The sequence below is a fragment of the Streptomyces roseoviridis genome (assembly GCF_039535235.1).
Lineage (GTDB): Bacteria > Actinomycetota > Actinomycetes > Streptomycetales > Streptomycetaceae > Streptomyces > Streptomyces roseoviridis.
On record NZ_BAAAWU010000001.1, the window covers coordinates 1,652,350 to 1,670,374 of the forward strand.

The 18,025-nt window shown below is 69.3% G+C and carries 11 protein-coding genes; 1 reads left to right on the top strand and 10 read right to left on the bottom strand.

What is annotated here, in order from left to right:
- Nucleotides 1–138 precede the first annotated feature (138 nt).
- The 8 genes from dxs to ngcE form a co-directional block, all read right to left on the bottom strand.
- A complete protein-coding gene (gene dxs, locus ABD954_RS07495) occupies nt 139–2,058 on the bottom strand; it encodes a 1-deoxy-D-xylulose-5-phosphate synthase (RefSeq protein ID WP_345485002.1) in 1,920 nt (639 codons plus the stop codon).
- A gap of 225 nt (nt 2,059–2,283) precedes the next feature.
- Nucleotides 2,284–3,582 carry a sugar ABC transporter permease gene (locus tag ABD954_RS07500; protein WP_345485003.1) on the bottom strand — a complete coding sequence of 433 codons (1,299 nt, stop codon included), beginning with the start codon at nt 3,580–3,582 and terminating at the stop codon, nt 2,284–2,286.
- The gene (locus tag ABD954_RS07505; protein ID WP_345485004.1) at nt 3,579–4,379 is read right to left on the bottom strand and encodes an ATP-binding cassette domain-containing protein; all 801 of its coding nucleotides are present in this window, start codon (nt 4,377–4,379) and stop codon (nt 3,579–3,581) included. The genes ABD954_RS07500 and ABD954_RS07505 overlap by 4 nt, the downstream gene beginning before the upstream one ends.
- Before the next feature lie 139 nt (nt 4,380–4,518).
- A complete protein-coding gene (locus ABD954_RS07510) occupies nt 4,519–5,616 on the bottom strand; it encodes a sugar ABC transporter substrate-binding protein (RefSeq protein WP_345485005.1) in 1,098 nt (365 codons plus the stop codon).
- Nucleotides 5,617–5,738: 122 nt separating this feature from the next.
- Entirely contained in the window at nt 5,739–6,959 is a 1,221-nt protein-coding gene (locus ABD954_RS07515) for an ROK family transcriptional regulator (protein ID WP_345485007.1), read from the bottom strand.
- Between the two features lie 167 nt (nt 6,960–7,126).
- Nucleotides 7,127–8,074, bottom strand: coding sequence for a carbohydrate ABC transporter permease (locus tag ABD954_RS07520; protein ID WP_345485009.1), 948 nt, complete (start codon nt 8,072–8,074; stop codon nt 7,127–7,129).
- Nucleotides 8,075–8,089: 15 nt separating this feature from the next.
- Nucleotides 8,090–9,019 carry a carbohydrate ABC transporter permease gene (locus ABD954_RS07525; protein ID WP_345485010.1) on the bottom strand — a complete coding sequence of 310 codons (930 nt, stop codon included), beginning with the start codon at nt 9,017–9,019 and terminating at the stop codon, nt 8,090–8,092.
- Between the two features lie 67 nt (nt 9,020–9,086).
- Entirely contained in the window at nt 9,087–10,526 is a 1,440-nt protein-coding gene (ngcE, locus tag ABD954_RS07530) for an N-acetylglucosamine/diacetylchitobiose ABC transporter substrate-binding protein (protein ID WP_345485011.1), read from the bottom strand.
- 380 nt (nt 10,527–10,906) lie between these two features.
- On the opposite strand from ngcE, the gene ABD954_RS07535 reads away from it, so the two are divergent.
- The gene (locus ABD954_RS07535; RefSeq protein WP_345485012.1) at nt 10,907–14,794 is read left to right on the top strand and encodes a GH92 family glycosyl hydrolase; all 3,888 of its coding nucleotides are present in this window, start codon (nt 10,907–10,909) and stop codon (nt 14,792–14,794) included.
- Here ABD954_RS07535 and ABD954_RS07540 read toward each other — a convergent pair.
- The gene (locus ABD954_RS07540; RefSeq protein WP_345485013.1) at nt 14,791–15,084 is read right to left on the bottom strand and encodes a hypothetical protein; all 294 of its coding nucleotides are present in this window, start codon (nt 15,082–15,084) and stop codon (nt 14,791–14,793) included. The two genes, ABD954_RS07535 and ABD954_RS07540, sit on opposite strands and share 4 nt — an antisense overlap.
- Before the next feature lie 86 nt (nt 15,085–15,170).
- Entirely contained in the window at nt 15,171–17,900 is a 2,730-nt protein-coding gene (acnA, locus tag ABD954_RS07545) for an aconitate hydratase AcnA (protein ID WP_345485014.1), read from the bottom strand.
- Nucleotides 17,901–18,025: the final 125 nt, after the last annotated feature.

Consider the following 18,025-nt stretch of genomic DNA (forward strand, 5'->3'; position numbering starts at 1 on the left):
CTCACCGTCGCACCTCCTGGCACTGGGGCTGCCCGTCCTCAGCCCAGAATGCACGGACAAGGGCCGGTCGGCACCCGTAAGGGTGGTCCGACCGGCCCAATGGTGACGCGGTGTGACGGCCCGACGGCCGACGGGACGTCAGTCCCGGGCGGGCTCCACGGCCTCGGCGCTGGTCTCGAAGCGGCCGTCGAGGCGCGAGACGAGGCCGGTGACCTGGCGCGCGATGTCCGGCGCGGTCAGGCCGATCTCGGCCAGGACCTCGGCGCGGGAGGCGTGGTCGAGGAACCGCGGCGGGATGCCGAAGTCACGCAGCGGCACGTCCACGCCGGCGTCGCGCAGCGCCTGGGCGACGGCCGAGCCGACGCCGCCGACGCGGCTGTTGTCCTCGACGGTGACGACCACCCGGTGGCGCTCGGCGAGCGGGGCGAGGGCCTCGTCGACCGGCTTGACCCAGCGGGGGTCCACCACGGTGGTGGAGATGCCCTGCTTGTCGAGGAGGTCGGCGATCTCCAGGCACATGGGCGCGAGTGCGCCCACGGAGACCAGGAGGACGTCGGGCGTGTCGGTGCCGGCCTCGCGCAGCACGTCCATGCCGCCGACCCGGCCCACGGCGGGGACGGCCGGGCCGACCGCGCCCTTGGAGAAGCGGACGACGGTGGGGGCGTCGGTGACCTCGACGGCCTCGCGCAGCTGGGCGCGGACCTGGTCGGCGTCGCGCGGGGCGGCGAGCCGCAGGCCGGGCACGACCTGGAGGATCGACATGTCCCACATGCCGTTGTGGGAGGCGCCGTCGGTGCCGGTGACACCGGCCCGGTCCAGGACGAAGGTGACACCGCACTTGTGCAGGGCCACGTCCATGAGGACCTGGTCGAAGGCGCGGTTGAGGAAGGTCGCGTAGACCGCGAACACCGGGTGGAGGCCGCCGGTGGCGAGGCCGGCCGCGGAGACCGCGCCGTGCTGCTCGGCGATGCCGACGTCGAACACGCGCTCGGGGAAGACCTTGGCGAACTTGTCGAGGCCCACCGGCTGCAGCATGGCGGCGGTGATCGCGACGATGTCCTCGCGCTCCTTGCCGAGTGCGACCATCTCGTCGGCGAAGACGCCGGTCCAGTCGGCGCCGGAGGAGGAGATCGGCAGCCCGGTGTCGGGGTGGATCTTGCCGACGGCGTGGAAGCGGTCCGCCTCGTCGGCGAGGGCGGGCTCGTAGCCGCGGCCCTTCTGCGTGATGCAGTGGACGATGACCGGGCCGCCGAAGCGCTTCGCGCGGGTGAGCGCGGACTCCAGGGCCTCGATGTCGTGGCCGTCGATCGGGCCGACGTACTTCAGGCCGAGGTCCTCGAACATGCCCTGCGGGGCGATGAAGTCCTTCAGGCCCTTCTTGGCGCCGTGCAGGGTCTCGTAGAGCGGCTTCCCGACGACGGGCGTGCGCTCCAGGATGTCCTTGCCGCGGGCGAGGAAGCGCTCGTAGCCGTCGGTGGTGCGCAGGGTCGCCAGGTGGTTGGCGAGGCCGCCGATGGTCGGGGCGTAGGAGCGCTCGTTGTCGTTGACCACGATGACGAGCGGGCGGTCCTTGGCGGCGGCGATGTTGTTGAGCGCCTCCCAGGCCATGCCGCCGGTGAGCGCCCCGTCGCCGATGACGGCGACGACGTGGTCGTCCTTGCGGAGGATCTCGTTGGCCTTGGCCAGGCCGTCGGCCCAGCCGAGGACGGTCGAGGCGTGCGAGTTCTCGATGACGTCGTGCTCGGACTCGGCCTGCGAGGGGTAGCCGGACAGGCCGCCCTTCATCTTCAGGCGGGAGAAGTCCTGACGGCCGGTGAGCAGCTTGTGCACGTAGCTCTGGTGGCCGGTGTCCCACAGGACCTTGTCCCTGGGCGAGTCGAAGACGCGGTGCAGGGCGATGGTCAGCTCGACCACGCCGAGGTTGGGACCGAGGTGCCCGCCGGTCTTGGAGACGGCGTCCACGAGGAACGACCTGATCTCTTCGGCCAGCTGGTCCAGCTGTTCCGAGGAGAGCCGGTCCAGATCTCGCGGTCCCCTGATACGGGTCAGCAATGCCACCCGTGCCTCCTTGCGTTTGAACTGGTCGAGCTTGCCGATTTGTCGAGTCTAATGTTCCGTCTTGGATCGTGGGCATCGGGCCGGGGTGGCGGGCCACTCCGATGGCCGACACGTCGTCGCCGCGTCTGCCCCGTCCACTGCTCCGGACGCGCGTCGGCCCGGCGCCGGTTTCCCGGCGCCGGGCGGACTGGGGGGTGATGTGCGTTACGCCCGCTCACGCGAGCGTCAGGCGCGGCCCGCGGTCTTCTGCGTGCGGCGGGAGACCGAGTCGATCACGACGGCGGCGAGCAGCACCGCGCCGGTGATCATGTTCTGGATCGCGTTGGACATGCCGATCATGTTCAGGCCCTGCTGGATCGACTGGATCACGATCATGCCCAGGAGGGCGGACCAGACCTTGCCGCGGCCGCCGAAGAGGCTGGTGCCGCCGATCACCGCGGCGGCGATGACCAGCATCAGCGTGTTGCCGCCGCCGAGGCTCTTGGTGGCGCCGCCGGAGAGGCTCGCGATGAACAGGCCGCCGAAGGCGGCGAGGGTGCCGGAGATCGCGAAGACGGCGATCCTGACTCCGTCGACGTTGATGCCGGCGCGGCGGGCCGCCTCGGCGTTGCCGCCGACCGCGAAGACCTTGCGGCCGAAGAGGGTGCGGCGGGCGACGAAGTCGGCGATCACGAGGACGGCCAGGAAGAGCACCAGGGCGAGCGGCAGGCCGCGGGCGCCGGCGGGCTCGTTCATGACGTACGCCACGGCGAGGACCAGGACGGCGACGACGGCGGTGCGCAGCGCGATCTCGGAGACCGGGCGGGCCGGGAGCAGCGCGGCCTTGCGGCGGCTGCTGTCGCGCAGCAGCGAGAACAGGTACACGGCGATCGCGACGAGCGCGAGGCCGTAGGCGGCGATCTTGTCGGCGAAGAAGTAGTTGGTGAGGTTCTCCACCACGCTGCCGGACGGCGTGTTGATGGAGCCCTCGCCGCCCATCAGCCACTCCTGGAAGCCCATCCAGCCGAGGAAGCCGGCGAGGGTGACCACGAAGGCGGGGACGCCGATCTTGGCGAAGAAGAAGCCGTGCAGCGCGCCGATGACCGTGCCGGTGAGCACCGCGAGCACGATGGCGGCCCACTCGTTCATCCCGTTGCTCACCTGGAGCCCGGCCCAGACGGCGGCGCCGACACCGGCGACGGACCCCATGGAGAGGTCGATCTCGCCGAGGACGAGCACGAAGACGATGCCGACGGCCATGATGCCGAGGCCGGAGGCGTAGACGGCGACGTTGGCGACCGAGCTCGCGGACAGGAAGTTGCTGTTCTGGAGCTGGAAGACGACGGCGATGACGATCAGGCCGAGGATCACGGGCAGGGAGCCGAGCTCGCCGCCGCGGATCTTGCGGGTGAACTCGGTCCAGTAGCCCTTGATGCCCTCCTCGCGGACGAGCAGGCGGGGGTCGACGGCCGGGACGGGAGCCGCGGACTGCTGCGCCGTCTCGCCCTGGGCGTCCTGGGGGGTGGTCTTGGCGAGGTCGCTCACTTGGCGTCCTCCTTCGCGGCCGCGGCCGTACGGGCCTGCCGGCGGGTCACCGCGTTGTCCGTGGCGCCCGTGATGGCGGCGATGATCTCTTCGTGGCTGGTCTCGGCGACCTTGAAGTCGCCGTTGTTGCGGCCGAGGCGGAGCACGGCGACGCGGTCCGCGACGGCGCGGACGTCGGCCATGTTGTGGCTGATGAGGATGACGCCGTGGCCGCGCTCGCGCAGCCGCTCCACGAGGTCGAGCACCTGTGCGGTCTGCTCGACGCCGAGGGCGGCGGTGGGCTCGTCCAGGATGACGATCTTCGGGTCGCCGATCAGGGCGCGGGCGATGGCCACGACCTGGCGCTGACCGCCGGAGAGGGCCGCGACGGGGATGCGGACCGAGGGGATCCGGATGGACAGGGTGTCCAGGAGCTCCCGGGCGCGCTTCTCCATGGCGATCTCGTCCAGGACGCTGCCGGAGCTGAGCTCGCTGCCGAGGAAGAGGTTGGCGACGACGTCGAGGTTGTCGCAGAGCGCCAGGTCCTGGTAGACGGTCGCGACCCCGAGGTTCTGGGAGTCGTGGGGCCGGGTGATCTGGACCGGACGGCCGTCCCATTCGATGGTGCCCTCGTCGATCGGGTGGACACCCGAGATCGTCTTGACGAGGGTCGACTTGCCGGCGCCGTTGTCGCCCACCAGGGCGACGACCTCTCCGGCGTGGATCTCCAGATCGACATCGGTGAGCACCTGGACGGCGCCGAACCGCTTGGAGACCCCGCGCAACGCCAGCACGGGCGTAGCGGACACGTGAATCATCTCCTTCGCCGCCTGACCGGCGGGGATGTGGTGCGAGAAGGTACTGCGAGGTACGGGGAGGGGAGTCCGGCGCCCCGCCCCCGCTCGCGGGGCGTGGACGGGGCGGGGTGCGCCGGACCGGTCCGTGGAGCGGGGCGGGCTACTTGATGCCCGCCGCCTCGCAGGCCGCCTTGTACTCGGCGGTGCAGATGTCGGCCGCCTTGTAGACGTTGTCGGCGATGATCGTGGAGGCGATGTTCTCCTTGGTCACGATCTGCGCGTCGTAGAGCTTGGCCGGGATGTCCTTGAACTCGCCGGTCAGGCTGGTGACCTTGGTGGTGACCAGGTCGTCGATCTTCTCGCCCTTGAGGAGGCGCACCGCGATCTCGGCGGTGGTCTCGGCCTCCGGCTTGATCTGCTTGTAGATGGTGAAGGCCTGGTCGCCCTTCAGGATGCGCTGGAGGCCCGCGAGTTCGGCGTCCTGGCCGCCGACCGGGACCTTGACGCCCTGCTTGTTGAGGGCGGTGATGATGCCGCCGGCCATGCCGTCGTTGGCCGAGTACACGCCCTGGAAGCCGGTCTTGCCCAGGGAGTCGATGGCGGCACCCATCTTCTTGTTGGCCTCGTCCGGGGACCAGTCCGGGATGTCCTGCTCGTAGACGACCTTCTTGACGCCGCTGTCGAGGACGCTGTGGGCGCCCTTCTTGAACAGCGGGGCGTTGGGGTCGGTCGGCGAGCCGTTGATCATGACAACGTTGGCTTCCTTGGCCTTCGCGCCGAGGGCCTTCACCAGGGCCTCGCCCTGGAGGCGGCCGATCTTCTCGTTGTCGTAGGAGACGTAGGCGGAGATCGGACCCTCGGCCAGCCGGTCGTACGCGACGACCTTGACGCCCTTCTTCTCGGCCTGCTGGACCCAGGACTTGGTGGCCTTGTAGTCGACCGAGTCCAGGATGATGACCTTGACGCCCTGGGTGACGAGCGCGTCGAACTGCTTCTTCTGGGTCTCGGTGTCCTGAGCGGCGTTGTTGTACTTGACCTCGCAGTCCGAGCAGAGGGCCTTGATCTTCGCCTCGATGATCGGACGGTCGAAGGTCTCGTAACGGGTCGTCTTGTTCTCCGGCAGCAGCAGACCGATGGTCTTGCCGTCGCCACCCGCATCGCCGGAGCCGTTGTCGCCGGCCTGGCCACAGGCGGCGAGGGAGAGGGCCATGGAAACCGCGGCCGTGCCTATGACGACGCGACGCGTCACTGCGTTCATGTGGGGTTGCCTCCCTGACGAGGCCGCGACATTGCGGCCGAGGTGGCTGGAAGTCAACTCGGCCGCAGGGTCGACGTCAAGGAGTAAATCCTTAACGAGATGACAACGGTGCCATCCGTTATCTAAGTGAAGGCAGGAGTCCTCGTCCCGGCAGCACTCGACAGCGTGCCGGCAGACCCCTGCAACAGCGACGAATCACCCATCTCGCTCAGGACGAGGGCGAGCGCGCCGAGCACCTCCGCACGGCCGCCCAGGGCGCCCGGGGCAAGGGACAGCTGCCGGGCGGCGCTGGGGATGGCGTAGCGCGACACGGAGTCCCTGATGGGCGCCAGGACCAGCTCCCCCGCCTCGGCGAGGTCGCCGCCGAGGACCACCCGGCTCGGGTTCAGGAGATTGCAGAGGTTGGCGACGCCGCTGCCGATGTGGCGGCCCACGTCGGCGACCACCCGGCGGCAGCCGGGGTCGCCCTCCCGGGCCAGCTGGACCACCCGCTCCATGGTCAGGTCCGGGCCGTGGCTGGACTGGAGCAGCGGCAGCACGTAGCGGGCGGCCGTGAAGGTCTCCAGGCAGCCCCGGTTGCCGCAGCGGCAGACCGGTCCCGACTCGTCCAGGGTGATGTGGCCGATCTCGCCGGCGGTGCCGCCGGGCCCCCGGTAGACCCGGCCGTCGATCACGAGGCCGGCGCCGACACCGCTGGCGACCTTGATGTACGCGAGGTCCTTGACGCCCCGGCCGCTGCCCCAGACCAGCTCGCCGAGGGCGCCGAGGTTGGCGTCGTTGTCCACGTGCACGGGGACGCCCAGGCGGCCCGAGAGCTCGTCGGCGGGGTTGATCCCGCTCCAGCCCGGCAGGATCGAGGTGGAGCCCAGGGTGCCCGAGGAGACGTCGATCGGGCCGGGCACGCCGAGGCCGACCCCGACCACCTTGTCCCGGCCGATGCCGGTGGCCGCGATCAGGCGGCTGACCAGCTGTTCCGCCCGGTCGAAGCCCTCCGCGGCGGAGGCGTCCACATCCAGCGGCTCGGCCTCCTCGGCGAGCACCTGGTGGGCCAGGTTGCCCACCGCGACCCGCAGGTGCGTATGGCCGAAGTCGACGCCGATGACGATGCCGGCGTCACCGCTGAGCGAGACGCTGCGGGCCCGGCGGCCCCCCGCGGAGGTCGGGGTGACCTCGACGGTGCCGCCGTCCTTCAGTTCTCGCACGATGTTGGAGACCGTGGCGGCGGACAGGCCCGTCGCGCGGGCGATCTCCGCCTGGGTGAGCGATCCGGCCATCCGTACCGCACGGACGACCCGCTCCAGATTGGCCCGGTGCAGCGAGGACTGCGACCCCGGAGTCTCCATTGACTCTCTCCACCCTACGACGTGTACAAGTTATGAACTCCAAGCTCCTTCGTGGGGCTTGTCGTCGTCAAGTCCTCGACGGTAGTGGAATCTGGAACCAAAAGGTCCGGCCCCGGAGAGCGAGTCTCCGGGGCCGGACCCCTGGGGCCGCGCGGCGGTGCGGACCGTTACTTGAGCGTGGCCGAAGTGAGACCTGCCTGGACCTGCCTCTGGAAGGAGAGGTAGACCACCAGCATCGGGATCATGGCGATGGTCACACCGGCGAAGAGGACCGGCAGGTCCGTCGCGTACCCCTGCTGCTGTTCGAGCTGGATCAGGCCCTGCGTGAGCACGTACCGCTCGGGGTCGTCGCCGCTCTGCGGCTGCATGAGCACGGTCGGCAGGATGAACTGGTTCCACTGCCCCAGCGTGTTGAAGATCCCGACGCTGAGCAGGCCCGGCTTGGCCATCGGCAGCATCACCTGGAAGAAGGCCCGGGTGTGCGAGGCGCCGTCCAGGATCGCCGCCTCGAAGACGGCCGTCGGCAGCGTCCTGAAGAAGGAGTGCATGAAGAAGACGGTGAACGGCATCGAGTAGGCGACGTACACCAGGATCAGGCCCTGGTAGGTGTTGAGCATCCCGAGCATCTTCACCATGAAGAAGAGCGGGACCAGGGCGAGGAAGACCGGGAACATCGCGCCGGCGACGAAGAAGTAGTAGAGGAGCCGGTTGCCCCAGAACTGGTAGCGCGCGAGCACGTACGCGGCCATGGAGCCGAAGAGCATGGTCAGCGGCACCGAGAACACCAGCACGATCACGGTGTTCACGAAGTAGTCGCCGATGCCCTTCTCCCAGGCGCGGGCGAAGACGTCGAGGGACCAGTTCGACGGCCAGCCGAAGGCCGACCCGGCGATCTGGGAGTCGGTCTTGAAGGCGCTGAGCACCAGCCACAGCAGCGGCAGCACGATCAGCAGGGCCCACACGGCGAGGAAGCCGTGCGAGAAGACGTTCAGGACGACGCCCTCGCGGGCCGGGCCGGGGACCGGGGTGCTCCCCTTGCGGACGGCCCGCTGACGGGGCACGGAGCCGCCGCCCGAGGCCGGGCTCGCGTCGGACTTCTGGATGGGTGCAGTCATCGTTACGTCTCCCGCTCAGAACTCGAGGCGCTCGCGGCGGGTGGCGCGCAGCGTGACCACGGACACGATCAGGGTGAGGAGCAGCATGACCACGCCCATGGCGCAGGCGTAGCCGCTCCTGCCGAAGTAGAGGAAGTTGCGCATCATGACCGTCGACATGACCTCGCTGTGGTGGTCCGGTCCACCGCCGTAGTCGCCGGAGGTCATGGTGGACACCAGCACGAACATGTCCATCGCCACGATGCCGAGGTACACCCAGGCGGTCTGCACCGAGTCCCACAGCAGCGGCAGGGTGATGCGGAAGAAGGACTGGGCGCGCCCGGCGCCGTCGATCAGGGCGGCCTCGTAGATGTCCCGCGGGATGGACTGCATGGCGGCGGAGAACAGCACCAGGTAGAAGCCGACGCCGTGCCAGACGACGACCGCCATGAGGGCCCACAGGACGAAGTCGGGCTCGTTGAGCCACTCGATGGGCCGGTCGGCCTCGATGAGGCCGAGCTTGAGGAGGAGGCCGTTGAGCATGCCGCCGGTGTCGCTGCGGTACACGGCGCCGAAGAGGACGGCGAGGATCGCGAGGGAGAGCACCTGCGGGAAGAAGTAGACGACCTTGTAGAACTTGGAGCCGGTGACGCCGGAGACGCCGCCGGCCCGGCCGCCGCCGCCCGCGTTCACCATGAAGGCGAGGAAGAGGGCGAGCAGAATGGTGATCACCGGGATGAACACCAGGAACAGGATGTTGTGCCAGACCGCTCCGAGGAAGACGTCGTCCTCCAGGAGTGCGACGTAATTGTCGAGACCGACGAAGGAGAAGGTCTGCGACTGTCCCTTCCAGTCGGTCAGCGAGTAGCCGAACGTCTGGACGTACGGCCAGATGACGAAGACCAGATAGAGGGCCACGGGTATGAAGAGGAATCCCGTGACGAACGTGTACTGCCCTTTGCGCATGGCGTTCCTGTCCCTGATGTTCCCGGCGGCGGTGTTCCCGGCGTGAGGCGCGGGATCGGTCCGCGAATCAGTCGCGGCGGTTCTTCTTGGACGCCGGGTCCTTGGCGGCCTTGTCGACGGCGGCCTGGGCCCGCTTCAGCCATTCCGCGGGCTGGATGCGCTTGGCCATGAGCTCGTTGGAGGCGTTCTGGAGCTCGGTGTCCATCTCGCTGTACCACTCGGTGTACAGGTAGCGGAACGTGTTCGGGCCGGCCTTCTTGGACGCCTCGACGGTGGACTGGGTGCCGGGGCGCAGCTTGACGCTCGGGTCCACGCCGTCGGCGAGGATCGTGAGGGAGTTGGCCTCCTTGGCGAAGAGCGTCGACCACTCCTTGGAGAGCATCATCCGCATGAATTCCTTGGCCTCGGCGAGGTTCTTGGCCTTGGAGGGGATGATGAAGGGCTCACCGGAGCCGGCGCGGATCGCCTCGTAGGGCATCTTGCTGCCGGGCAGCAGCGGCATCGGCATGAACCGCATGTCGAAGTCGGCCGGAGTCTGCTTGATCTGCTCGTTCTCCAGCCAGGAACCACAGGTGATGAACGCGGCCTTGTACTGGTTCCAGCGGGTCTGGGACTCGGTGTGCTCCAGGCCGTTGGTGCCGGGCATGAGGTAGCCCTTCTCGACCACCTCGTAGATCGCCTCGACGGCCTGCTTGGCGGCGTCGGAGCCGACGAAGGCCCTGGGGTCGAGGTTGTCGATCGCCTTCATGGCCTCCAGGCCGCCGGTCTTGGCGATCAGGTCCATGATGGCGACGTTGATGTAGTACGGGTACTTGCCCTGGTGGGCCAGGCCGCCGATGCCCTGGGCGGTGGCCTCCTTGCAGATCGCGAGGAACTCGTCCCAGGTCTTCGGCTCCGTCCAGCCCTTCTCCTTGAAGAGCTTGCCGGAGTACCACAGGCCCCACACCGTGTAGATGTAGTTGAGGGCGACGACCTTGCCCTCCTGGAGGCCCGGGTCGAGGGTGCCGGGGATGAGGGTGTCGCGGACCTTCTTGCTCGGGTCGTCGACGGACGGCGCGTCGAGGACCTCGGCGAGGTCGAGCAGCTGGTCGTTCTTGTACAGGACGTCGATCTTGATCTTCTGGGCGCCGGAGTTGTCGACGATGTCCGGCGGGTTGCCGGCGTTGAAGCGCGGCTGGAGCTTTCCGGTGATCTCCTGGGTGCCGGTGTGGGTGGCGGTGACGCCCCACTTCTTGTTGAAGCTGGCCTCCCACGCCTTGGCGTACTCGTCGCCGTATCCGCCCTTGAAGACGACGACGTCGATCTTGCCGCCCTTGGCCACGCCGAACGGATTGTCCTTGGTCTTCTCGCCCTTGGGCGCGTCGTTTCCGCCGCTGTCGCCACCACTGGAGGCGCACGCGGACAGGAAACTCATGGTGGGCACCGAGATCAGACCGAGTGCGGCGGAACGCTTGATCAGGTCGCGACGGCCGAGACCGTCGTTCTTCGGGGCGGAGGTGGATCCCATGCTCAAGTCCTCGCCTTCATTCAGGACTCAGGCGGTGTACCGGTCACCCGTACTTCACTCGCCCAAGGCGAAGGGCCCCGCCACCGCGGTCAATTGCTGGGTCGTGCAGGCGTCGGGCCGTCGTGTGCAGTGATACGACGGGTCGGACGCCGACAGGTATAGTCCACTTCCCTTCACGGGAGCAAGATCGAAACCAGCTTTCCCGGGCAGTCTTCTCCGAGTTGAGACCTGCGGGACGACCGAGCCGTTTCTGCCCCGTTTCCTCCCCCGAATTCTCGTCAACACCCTTGACACCAGCAGGTCGTCGCCCTTGTCCTTAGTTCTCGCGCCATCGGCTTGACAACGTTGTCTGAAACGAGCGGCAGGAGCGACGACACGGCATGCGGTCCCATCTCAGAGTGGTCTCGCTGGCGGCCTCGGCGGCCATGGTCCTGAGCCTCACCCCCTCGGTGGCTCAGGCGCTTCCGGGTCAACCGGACAATTCCGAACGGGAGTTCACCACCTCCTTCGAAGCGGGCGAAACACAGCCCACCTGGCGGAACACCGTCGACACCGGCCCCGACGGACAGAAGCGGGCCTCCGGTGTCGACGGCGGCTACGTCACCGGCATCCCCGGCAATGTCACCGACCGGGTCACCGCCGTGCGCGCCAGTGCCGAGCACGCCGGCGCCGGCGAGGTGAAGGAGAACCTGGTCGACCTCCAGGCGGGCACCAAGTGGCTCGCCTTTGAACCCACCGCCTGGCTGGAGTTCGACCTCGACGCCCCGGTGAGACTCGCGACCTACGCGCTGACCTCGGCCAACGACGCCGCCGAGCGCGACCCGCGCGACTGGACCCTCAAGGGCTCGGCGGACGGCAAGCAGTGGACGGTCCTCGACACCCGCGCGGGCGAGAGCTTCGCCAAGCGGTTCGAGACGAGGACCTTCGACGTTCCGGGCGCCTCCGGCGGCGGCGCGACCGCCTACGCCCACTACCGCCTGGAGATCACGAAGAACGCCGGCGCGGGCCTGACCCAGCTCGCCGACGTTCAGTTCTCGAACGGGGACACCTCCCAGCCCGTCCCCGAGGAGATGCGCAGCCACGTCGACCGCGGCCCCAGCGGCTCCCCCACCGCCAAGGCCGGTGCGGGCTTCACCGGGAAGCGGGCGCTGCGCTACGCCGGCACCCACAAGGGAGCGGGCCGCGCCTACTCGTACAACAAGGTCTTCGACGTCGACACCCGCATCGTCCGGAACACCGAGCTGTCGTACCTGATCCTCCCGTCGATGCCGGCGTCCGAGACGGACCTCAACTATCCCGCCACGAACGTATCCGTGGACCTCGCCTTCACCGACGGGACGTATCTGAGCGACCTGGGCGCCCACGACAGCCACGGCGGACGGCTCAGCCCGCAGGGCCAGGGGGCGGCCAAACGGCTCTACGTCAACCAGTGGAACCGGGTCAGCGCCCGGATCGGCGAGGTGGCGAACGGCAAGACCGTGGACCGGATCCTGGTCGCGTACGACTCCCCCAAGGGGCCGGCGAAGTTCCAGGGCTGGATCGACGACCTCGCGATCGCCCCCAAGGCGCCCCGCGAGCCGTACGACCGGCTCTCCGACTACGCCTCCACGGTCCGCGGCACGAACTCCTCCGGTTCCTTCTCGCGCGGCAACAACTTCCCCGCCACCGCCGTCCCGCACGGCTTCAACTTCTGGACGCCGGTGACCAACGCGGCGAGTCAGAGCTGGATCTACGAGTACGCGCGCGGCAACAACGCCGACAACCTGCCGACCCTGCAGGCGCTGTCCGCGAGCCACCAGCCCAGCCCCTGGATGGGCGACCGGCAGACCTTCCAGGTGATGCCCTCGGCGGCCGCCGGCACCCCGCCGGCCGACCGGGCGGCCCGCGCCCTGCCGTTCCGCCACGAGAACGAGACGGCGAGGCCGCACCACTACGGCGTCACCTTCGAGAACGGTCTGAAGGCCGAGATCGCGCCGGCCGACCACGCGGCCGCGATGCGCTTCACCTTCCCCGGCGACGACGCGAGCGTCGTCTTCGACAACGTCACCGACCAGGGCGGCCTCACCCTCGACCCGGAGAGCCGCTCCTTCACGGCCTACTCCGACGTGAAGAGCGGACTGTCCACCGGAGCGGGCCGGATGTTCGTGTACGGCGTCTTCGACGCGCCGGTCACCGCCTCCGGCAAGCCCACGGCCCAGGGCGTGAAGGGACACTTCCGCTTCGACGCGGGCGACGACCGCACGGTGAACCTGCGGATCGCCACCTCCCTCATCTCGGTCGAGCAGGCGAAGGCCAGCCTCGCCGACGAGATCCCCGAGGGCACCGGCTTCGAAACCGTGCGGGAGCGGGCCCAGGACGCCTGGGACGAGGTGCTCGGGCGGGTGACCGTCGAGGGCGCGACCCACGACCAGCTCGTCACCCTCTACTCCAGCCTCTACCGGCTCTACCTCTACCCGAACTCCGGCTTCGAGAAGGCCGGTTCGACGTACCTGTACGCCAGCCCCTTCTCCGCCCCGGCCGGGCCGGACACTCCGACCCGTACCGGCGCGAGGATCGTCGAGGGCAAGGCGTACGTCAACAACGGCTTCTGGGACACCTACCGGACGACCTGGCCGGCCTACTCCTTCCTCACGCCCCAGAAGGCGGGCGAGCTCGTCGACGGCTTCGTGCAGCAGTACAAGGACGGCGGCTGGATCTCCCGCTGGTCCTCCCCCGGCTACGCGGACCTGATGACCGGCACCTCCTCGGACGTGGCCTTCGCCGACGCGTACGTCAAGGGCGTCGACTTCGACGCGGAGGCGGCGTACGAGGCGGCGCTGAAGAACGCGACGGTCGTGCCGCCGAGCCGGGGCGTGGGCCGCAAGGGCATGGACACCTCCCCCTTCACCGGCTACGCCTCGACCGCGACCCACGAGGGCCTGTCCTGGTCGCTCGAGGGCTACCTCAACGACTACGGCATCGCGCGGATGGGGCAGGCGCTCCACGAGAAGACCGGGAAGAAGCGGTACGCGGAGGAGTCGGCGTACTTCCTGGAGCGGGCCCGGAACTACGTCTCGCTCTTCGACCCGGAGGCCGGATCGGGCGCCGGGCCGGGCAGCGGCTCGACCACCGGCTTCTTCCAGGGCCGGGACGCCAAGGGCGCGTGGCGCGTGCCCTCGCGGTCGTACGACCCGCGGATCTGGGGCCACGACTACACGGAGACCAACGGCTGGGGCTACGCCTTCACCGCCCCGCAGGACTCCCGGGGCCTGGCCAACCTGTACGGCGGGCGCGCGGGCCTCGCGCGGAAGCTGGACGCGTACTTCTCCACGCCGGAGACGGCGAGCCCCGACTTCGCCGGCTCGTACGGCAGCGTCATCCACGAGATGACCGAGGCGCGGGACGTGCGGATGGGCATGTACGGGCACTCCAACCAGGTCGCCCACCACGTGCCGTACATGTACGACGCGGCGGGGCAGCCGTGGAAGACGGCCGAGAAGGTGCGCGAGGTGCTCTCGCGGCTCTACACCGGCAGCGAGATCGGCCAGGGCTACCACGGCGACGAGGACAACGGCGAGCAGTCGGCCTGGTTCCTCTTCTCGGCCCTCGGCTTCTACCCGCTGGTGATGGGCAGCGGGGAGTACGCGATCGGCTCGCCGCTCTTCACGAAGGCGACCGTGCGGATGGACAACGGCCGCACCCTGGTCGTGGAGGCCCCGCGCAACAGCGCCCGCAACATCTACGTGCAGGGCGTGAAGCTGAACGGCAAGCGCTGGAACTCGACGGCGCTGCCGCACGAACTGCTCGCGAAGGGCGGCACGCTGAAGTTCGACATGGGGCCAAGGCCGTCGGCCTGGGGCACGGGCGCCTCGGCGGCCCCGGTCTCGATCACCCGGGACGACGAGGTGCCGGCGCCGCGGGCGGACCTCGTGCGGGGCGCGGGGGCGCTGTTCGACGACACCTCGGCGACGGCGGGCCCGGTGGCGGGCGCGCTGGAGCTGCCGGTGGCCGAGCCGGGCCGCGCGGTGCAGTACACGCTCACGTCCTCGGCCGACCGGGCGAAGGCGCCGTCCGGCTGGGTGCTCCAGGGTTCGGCGGACGGCGTGACGTGGACGGACCTGGACCGGCGGGACGGCGAGGTGTTCGCCTGGGACCGCCAGACGCGGGTCTTCTCGGTGGCGAAGCCGGGGACGTACGCGACGTACCGGCTGGTGCCGTCGGGCGCGGGCGCCGTCGAGCTGGCGGAGGTGGAGCTGCTCGGCGAGGCCCGTCCACGGGCAGGGTCCTAGGGGCCCTGACGGTCCCGCTCCTCGTACTCCCGGTCGTGCGCGGGCGCGGCCGGGAGTTCGCGCTCCAGGGCCTCGCGGTAGCGCACGCAGCCGCGGAGGAACACGGGCCAGGGCGGCACGGCGACCTCGGGGGCGATCGGTTCGGGCAGCAGGCCCCAGAGTGCGGGGTGGTGCCAGCACAGGTCGTGCCCGGTGCTGTCGCGGTGGGCCCGGATCCCGGCCCGCAGCCGCTTCGCCTCCGCGAGGAGCGCGTCGCGGTCGAGCCCGTCCAGGTCCTGGTCGAGGTCCATGGCGCGCAGGATAGGTGCCCCGGAACGACGGAACCGGCCGCCACCCCGAGCGGGGGTGGCGGCCGGTTCGGCGTGCGTCGTGGTGACTAGCCGCGGATCAGGTTGCGCAGCACGTACTGCATGATGCCGCCGTTGCGGTAGTAGTCCGCCTCACCGGGGGTGTCGATGCGGACGACCGCGTCGAACTCGACACCGGTGTCGGTGGTGACCTTCACGGTGCTCGGGGTCCGGCCCTCGTTCAGCTCGGTGATGCCGGTGATGGAGAAGGTCTCCTCGCCGGTCAGGCCGAGGGAGTCGGCCGACTGGCCGGCCGGGAACTGGAGCGGAAGGACGCCCATGCCGATGAGGTTCGAGCGGTGGATGCGCTCGTACGACTCGGTGATGACGGCCTTGACGCCGAGGAGCGCGGTGCCCTTGGCCGCCCAGTCGCGGGACGAGCCGGAGCCGTACTCCTTGCCGCCCAGGATGACCAGCGGGGTGCCGGCGGCCTGGTAGTTCTGCGAGGCGTCGTAGATGAAGGAGACCGGGCCGCCCTCCTGCGTGAAGTCGCGGGTGTAGCCGCCCTCGGTGCCCGGCGCGATCTGGTTGCGCAGGCGGATGTTGGCGAAGGTGCCGCGGATCATGACCTCGTGGTTGCCCCGGCGCGAGCCGTAGGAGTTGAAGTCACGACGCTCCACACCGTGCTCGGTGAGGTACTTGCCGGCGGGGGTGTCGGCCTTGATGGCACCGGCCGGGGAGATGTGGTCGGTGGTGACCGAGTCGCCGAGCTTCGCGAGCACGCGGGCGCCCGTGATGTCGGTGACCGGGGTGGTCTCCATCGTCATGCCCTCGAAGTACGGGGGCTTGCGGACGTAGGTGGACTCGGGGTCCCACTCGAAGGTGTTGCCGGTCGGGATCGACAGCGCCTGCCACTGGGCGTCGCCCGCGAAGACGTCGCTGTAGGACTTGGAGAACATGTCCTCGCCGATGGCGTTGGCGACGACGTCGTTGACCTCGGCCTCGGAGGGCCAGATGTCGGCCAGGTAGACCGGCTTGCCGTCCTGGTCCGTGCCGAGGGCGTCCTTGGTGATGTCCACCTTCATGGAACCCGCGATGGCGTACGCGACGACCAGCGGCGGGGAGGCCAGGTAGTTCATCTTGACGTCGGGGTTGATGCGACCCTCGAAGTTCCGGTTGCCGGAGAGGACCGAGGTGACCGCGAGGTCGTGCTCGTTGACGGCCTTGGAGACCTCCTCCGGCAGCGGGCCGGAGTTGCCGATGCAGGTGGTGCAGCCGTAGCCGACGAGGTTGAAGCCGACCTTGTCGAGGTACGGGGTCAGGCCCGCCTTGTCGAAGTAGTCGGTGACGACCTTCGAGCCCGGGGCGAGAGTGGTCTTGACCCACGGCTTGCGGGTCAGGCCCTTCTCCACGGCCTTCTTCGCGACGAGCGCGGCGGCGACCATGACGTACGGGTTCGAGGTGTTGGTGCAGGAGGTGATCGCGGCGACGGTGACGGCGCCGTGGTCGAGCGTGTAGGTCGAGCCGTCGGGGGCGGTCACCTGGACCGGGTTCGACGGGACGCCGTTGCTGACGGCCGGGGCGTCGGAGGCCGGGAAGGACTCCTGGCCCGCCTCGTCGACCATGTCGACGTAGTTGCGGACGTCCTGCTTGAACTGCTCGGCGGCGTTGGCGAGGACGATGCGGTCCTGCGGGCGCTTCGGGCCGGCGATCGAGGGGACGACGGTGGAGAGGTCGAGCTCCAGCTTCTCGGAGAAGTCGGGCTCGGCGGCCGGGTCGAGCCAGAGGCCCTGCTCCTTGGCGTACGCCTCGACGAGCGCGACCTGCTGCTCGGAGCGGCCGGTGAGCTTGAGGTAGTTCAGGGTCTCGCCGTCGATCGGGAAGATCGCGGCGGTGGAGCCGAACTCCGGCGACATGTTGCCGATGGTGGCGCGGTTGGCGAGCGAGGTGGCGGCGACGCCCTCACCGTAGAACTCGACGAACTTGCCGACGACACCGTGCTTGCGCAGCATCTCGGTGATCGTGAGGACCAGGTCGGTGGCGGTGGTGCCGGTGGGCAGCTCGCCGGTCAGCTTGAAGCCGACGACGCGCGGGATCAGCATGGAGACCGGCTGGCCGAGCATGGCGGCCTCGGCCTCGATGCCGCCGACGCCCCAGCCGAGGACGCCGAGGCCGTTCACCATGGTGGTGTGCGAGTCGGTGCCGACGAGGGTGTCGGGGTACGCCTGGCCGTTCCGGACCATGACCGTGCGGGCCAGGTGCTCGATGTTCACCTGGTGCACGATGCCGGTGCCCGGCGGGACGACCTTGAAGTCGTCGAAGGCGGTCTGACCCCAGCGCAGGAACTGGTAGCGCTCCTTGTTGCGGCCGTACTCCAGCTCGACGTTCTGCGCGAACGCCTCGTTGGTGCCGAACTTGTCGGCGATGACGGAGTGGTCGATGACCATCTCGGCCGGGGAGAGCGGGTTGATCTTCGCCGGGTCGCCGCCGAGCGCCGCGACGGCCTCGCGCATGGTGGCGAGGTCGACGACACAGGGGACACCGGTGAAGTCCTGCATGATCACGCGCGCGGGCGTGAACTGGATCTCCTGGCTGGGCTGGGCCTGGGAGTCCCAGTTGCCGAGGGCCCGGATGTGGTCGGCGGTGATGTTCGCGCCGTCCTCGGTGCGGAGCAGGTTCTCCAGCAGAACCTTAAGGCTGTAGGGGAGCCGGGCCGAGCCCTCCACCTTGTCCAGGCGGAAGATCTCGTACGACTCGTCGCCCACGCGCAGCGTGCTGCGGGCGTCGAAGCTGTTCGCCGACACGACAGTCTCCTTCATATATGTGCGCGTTCCACCACATCCTGCCGCCACGTACACGTCGTCGATCCGCTAAGGTAAGGCTAAGTTAGGTAACCCTTACCGGGTGGCGGCAGCGGTGCGCCTCGGCAGATATCTCGATGTCG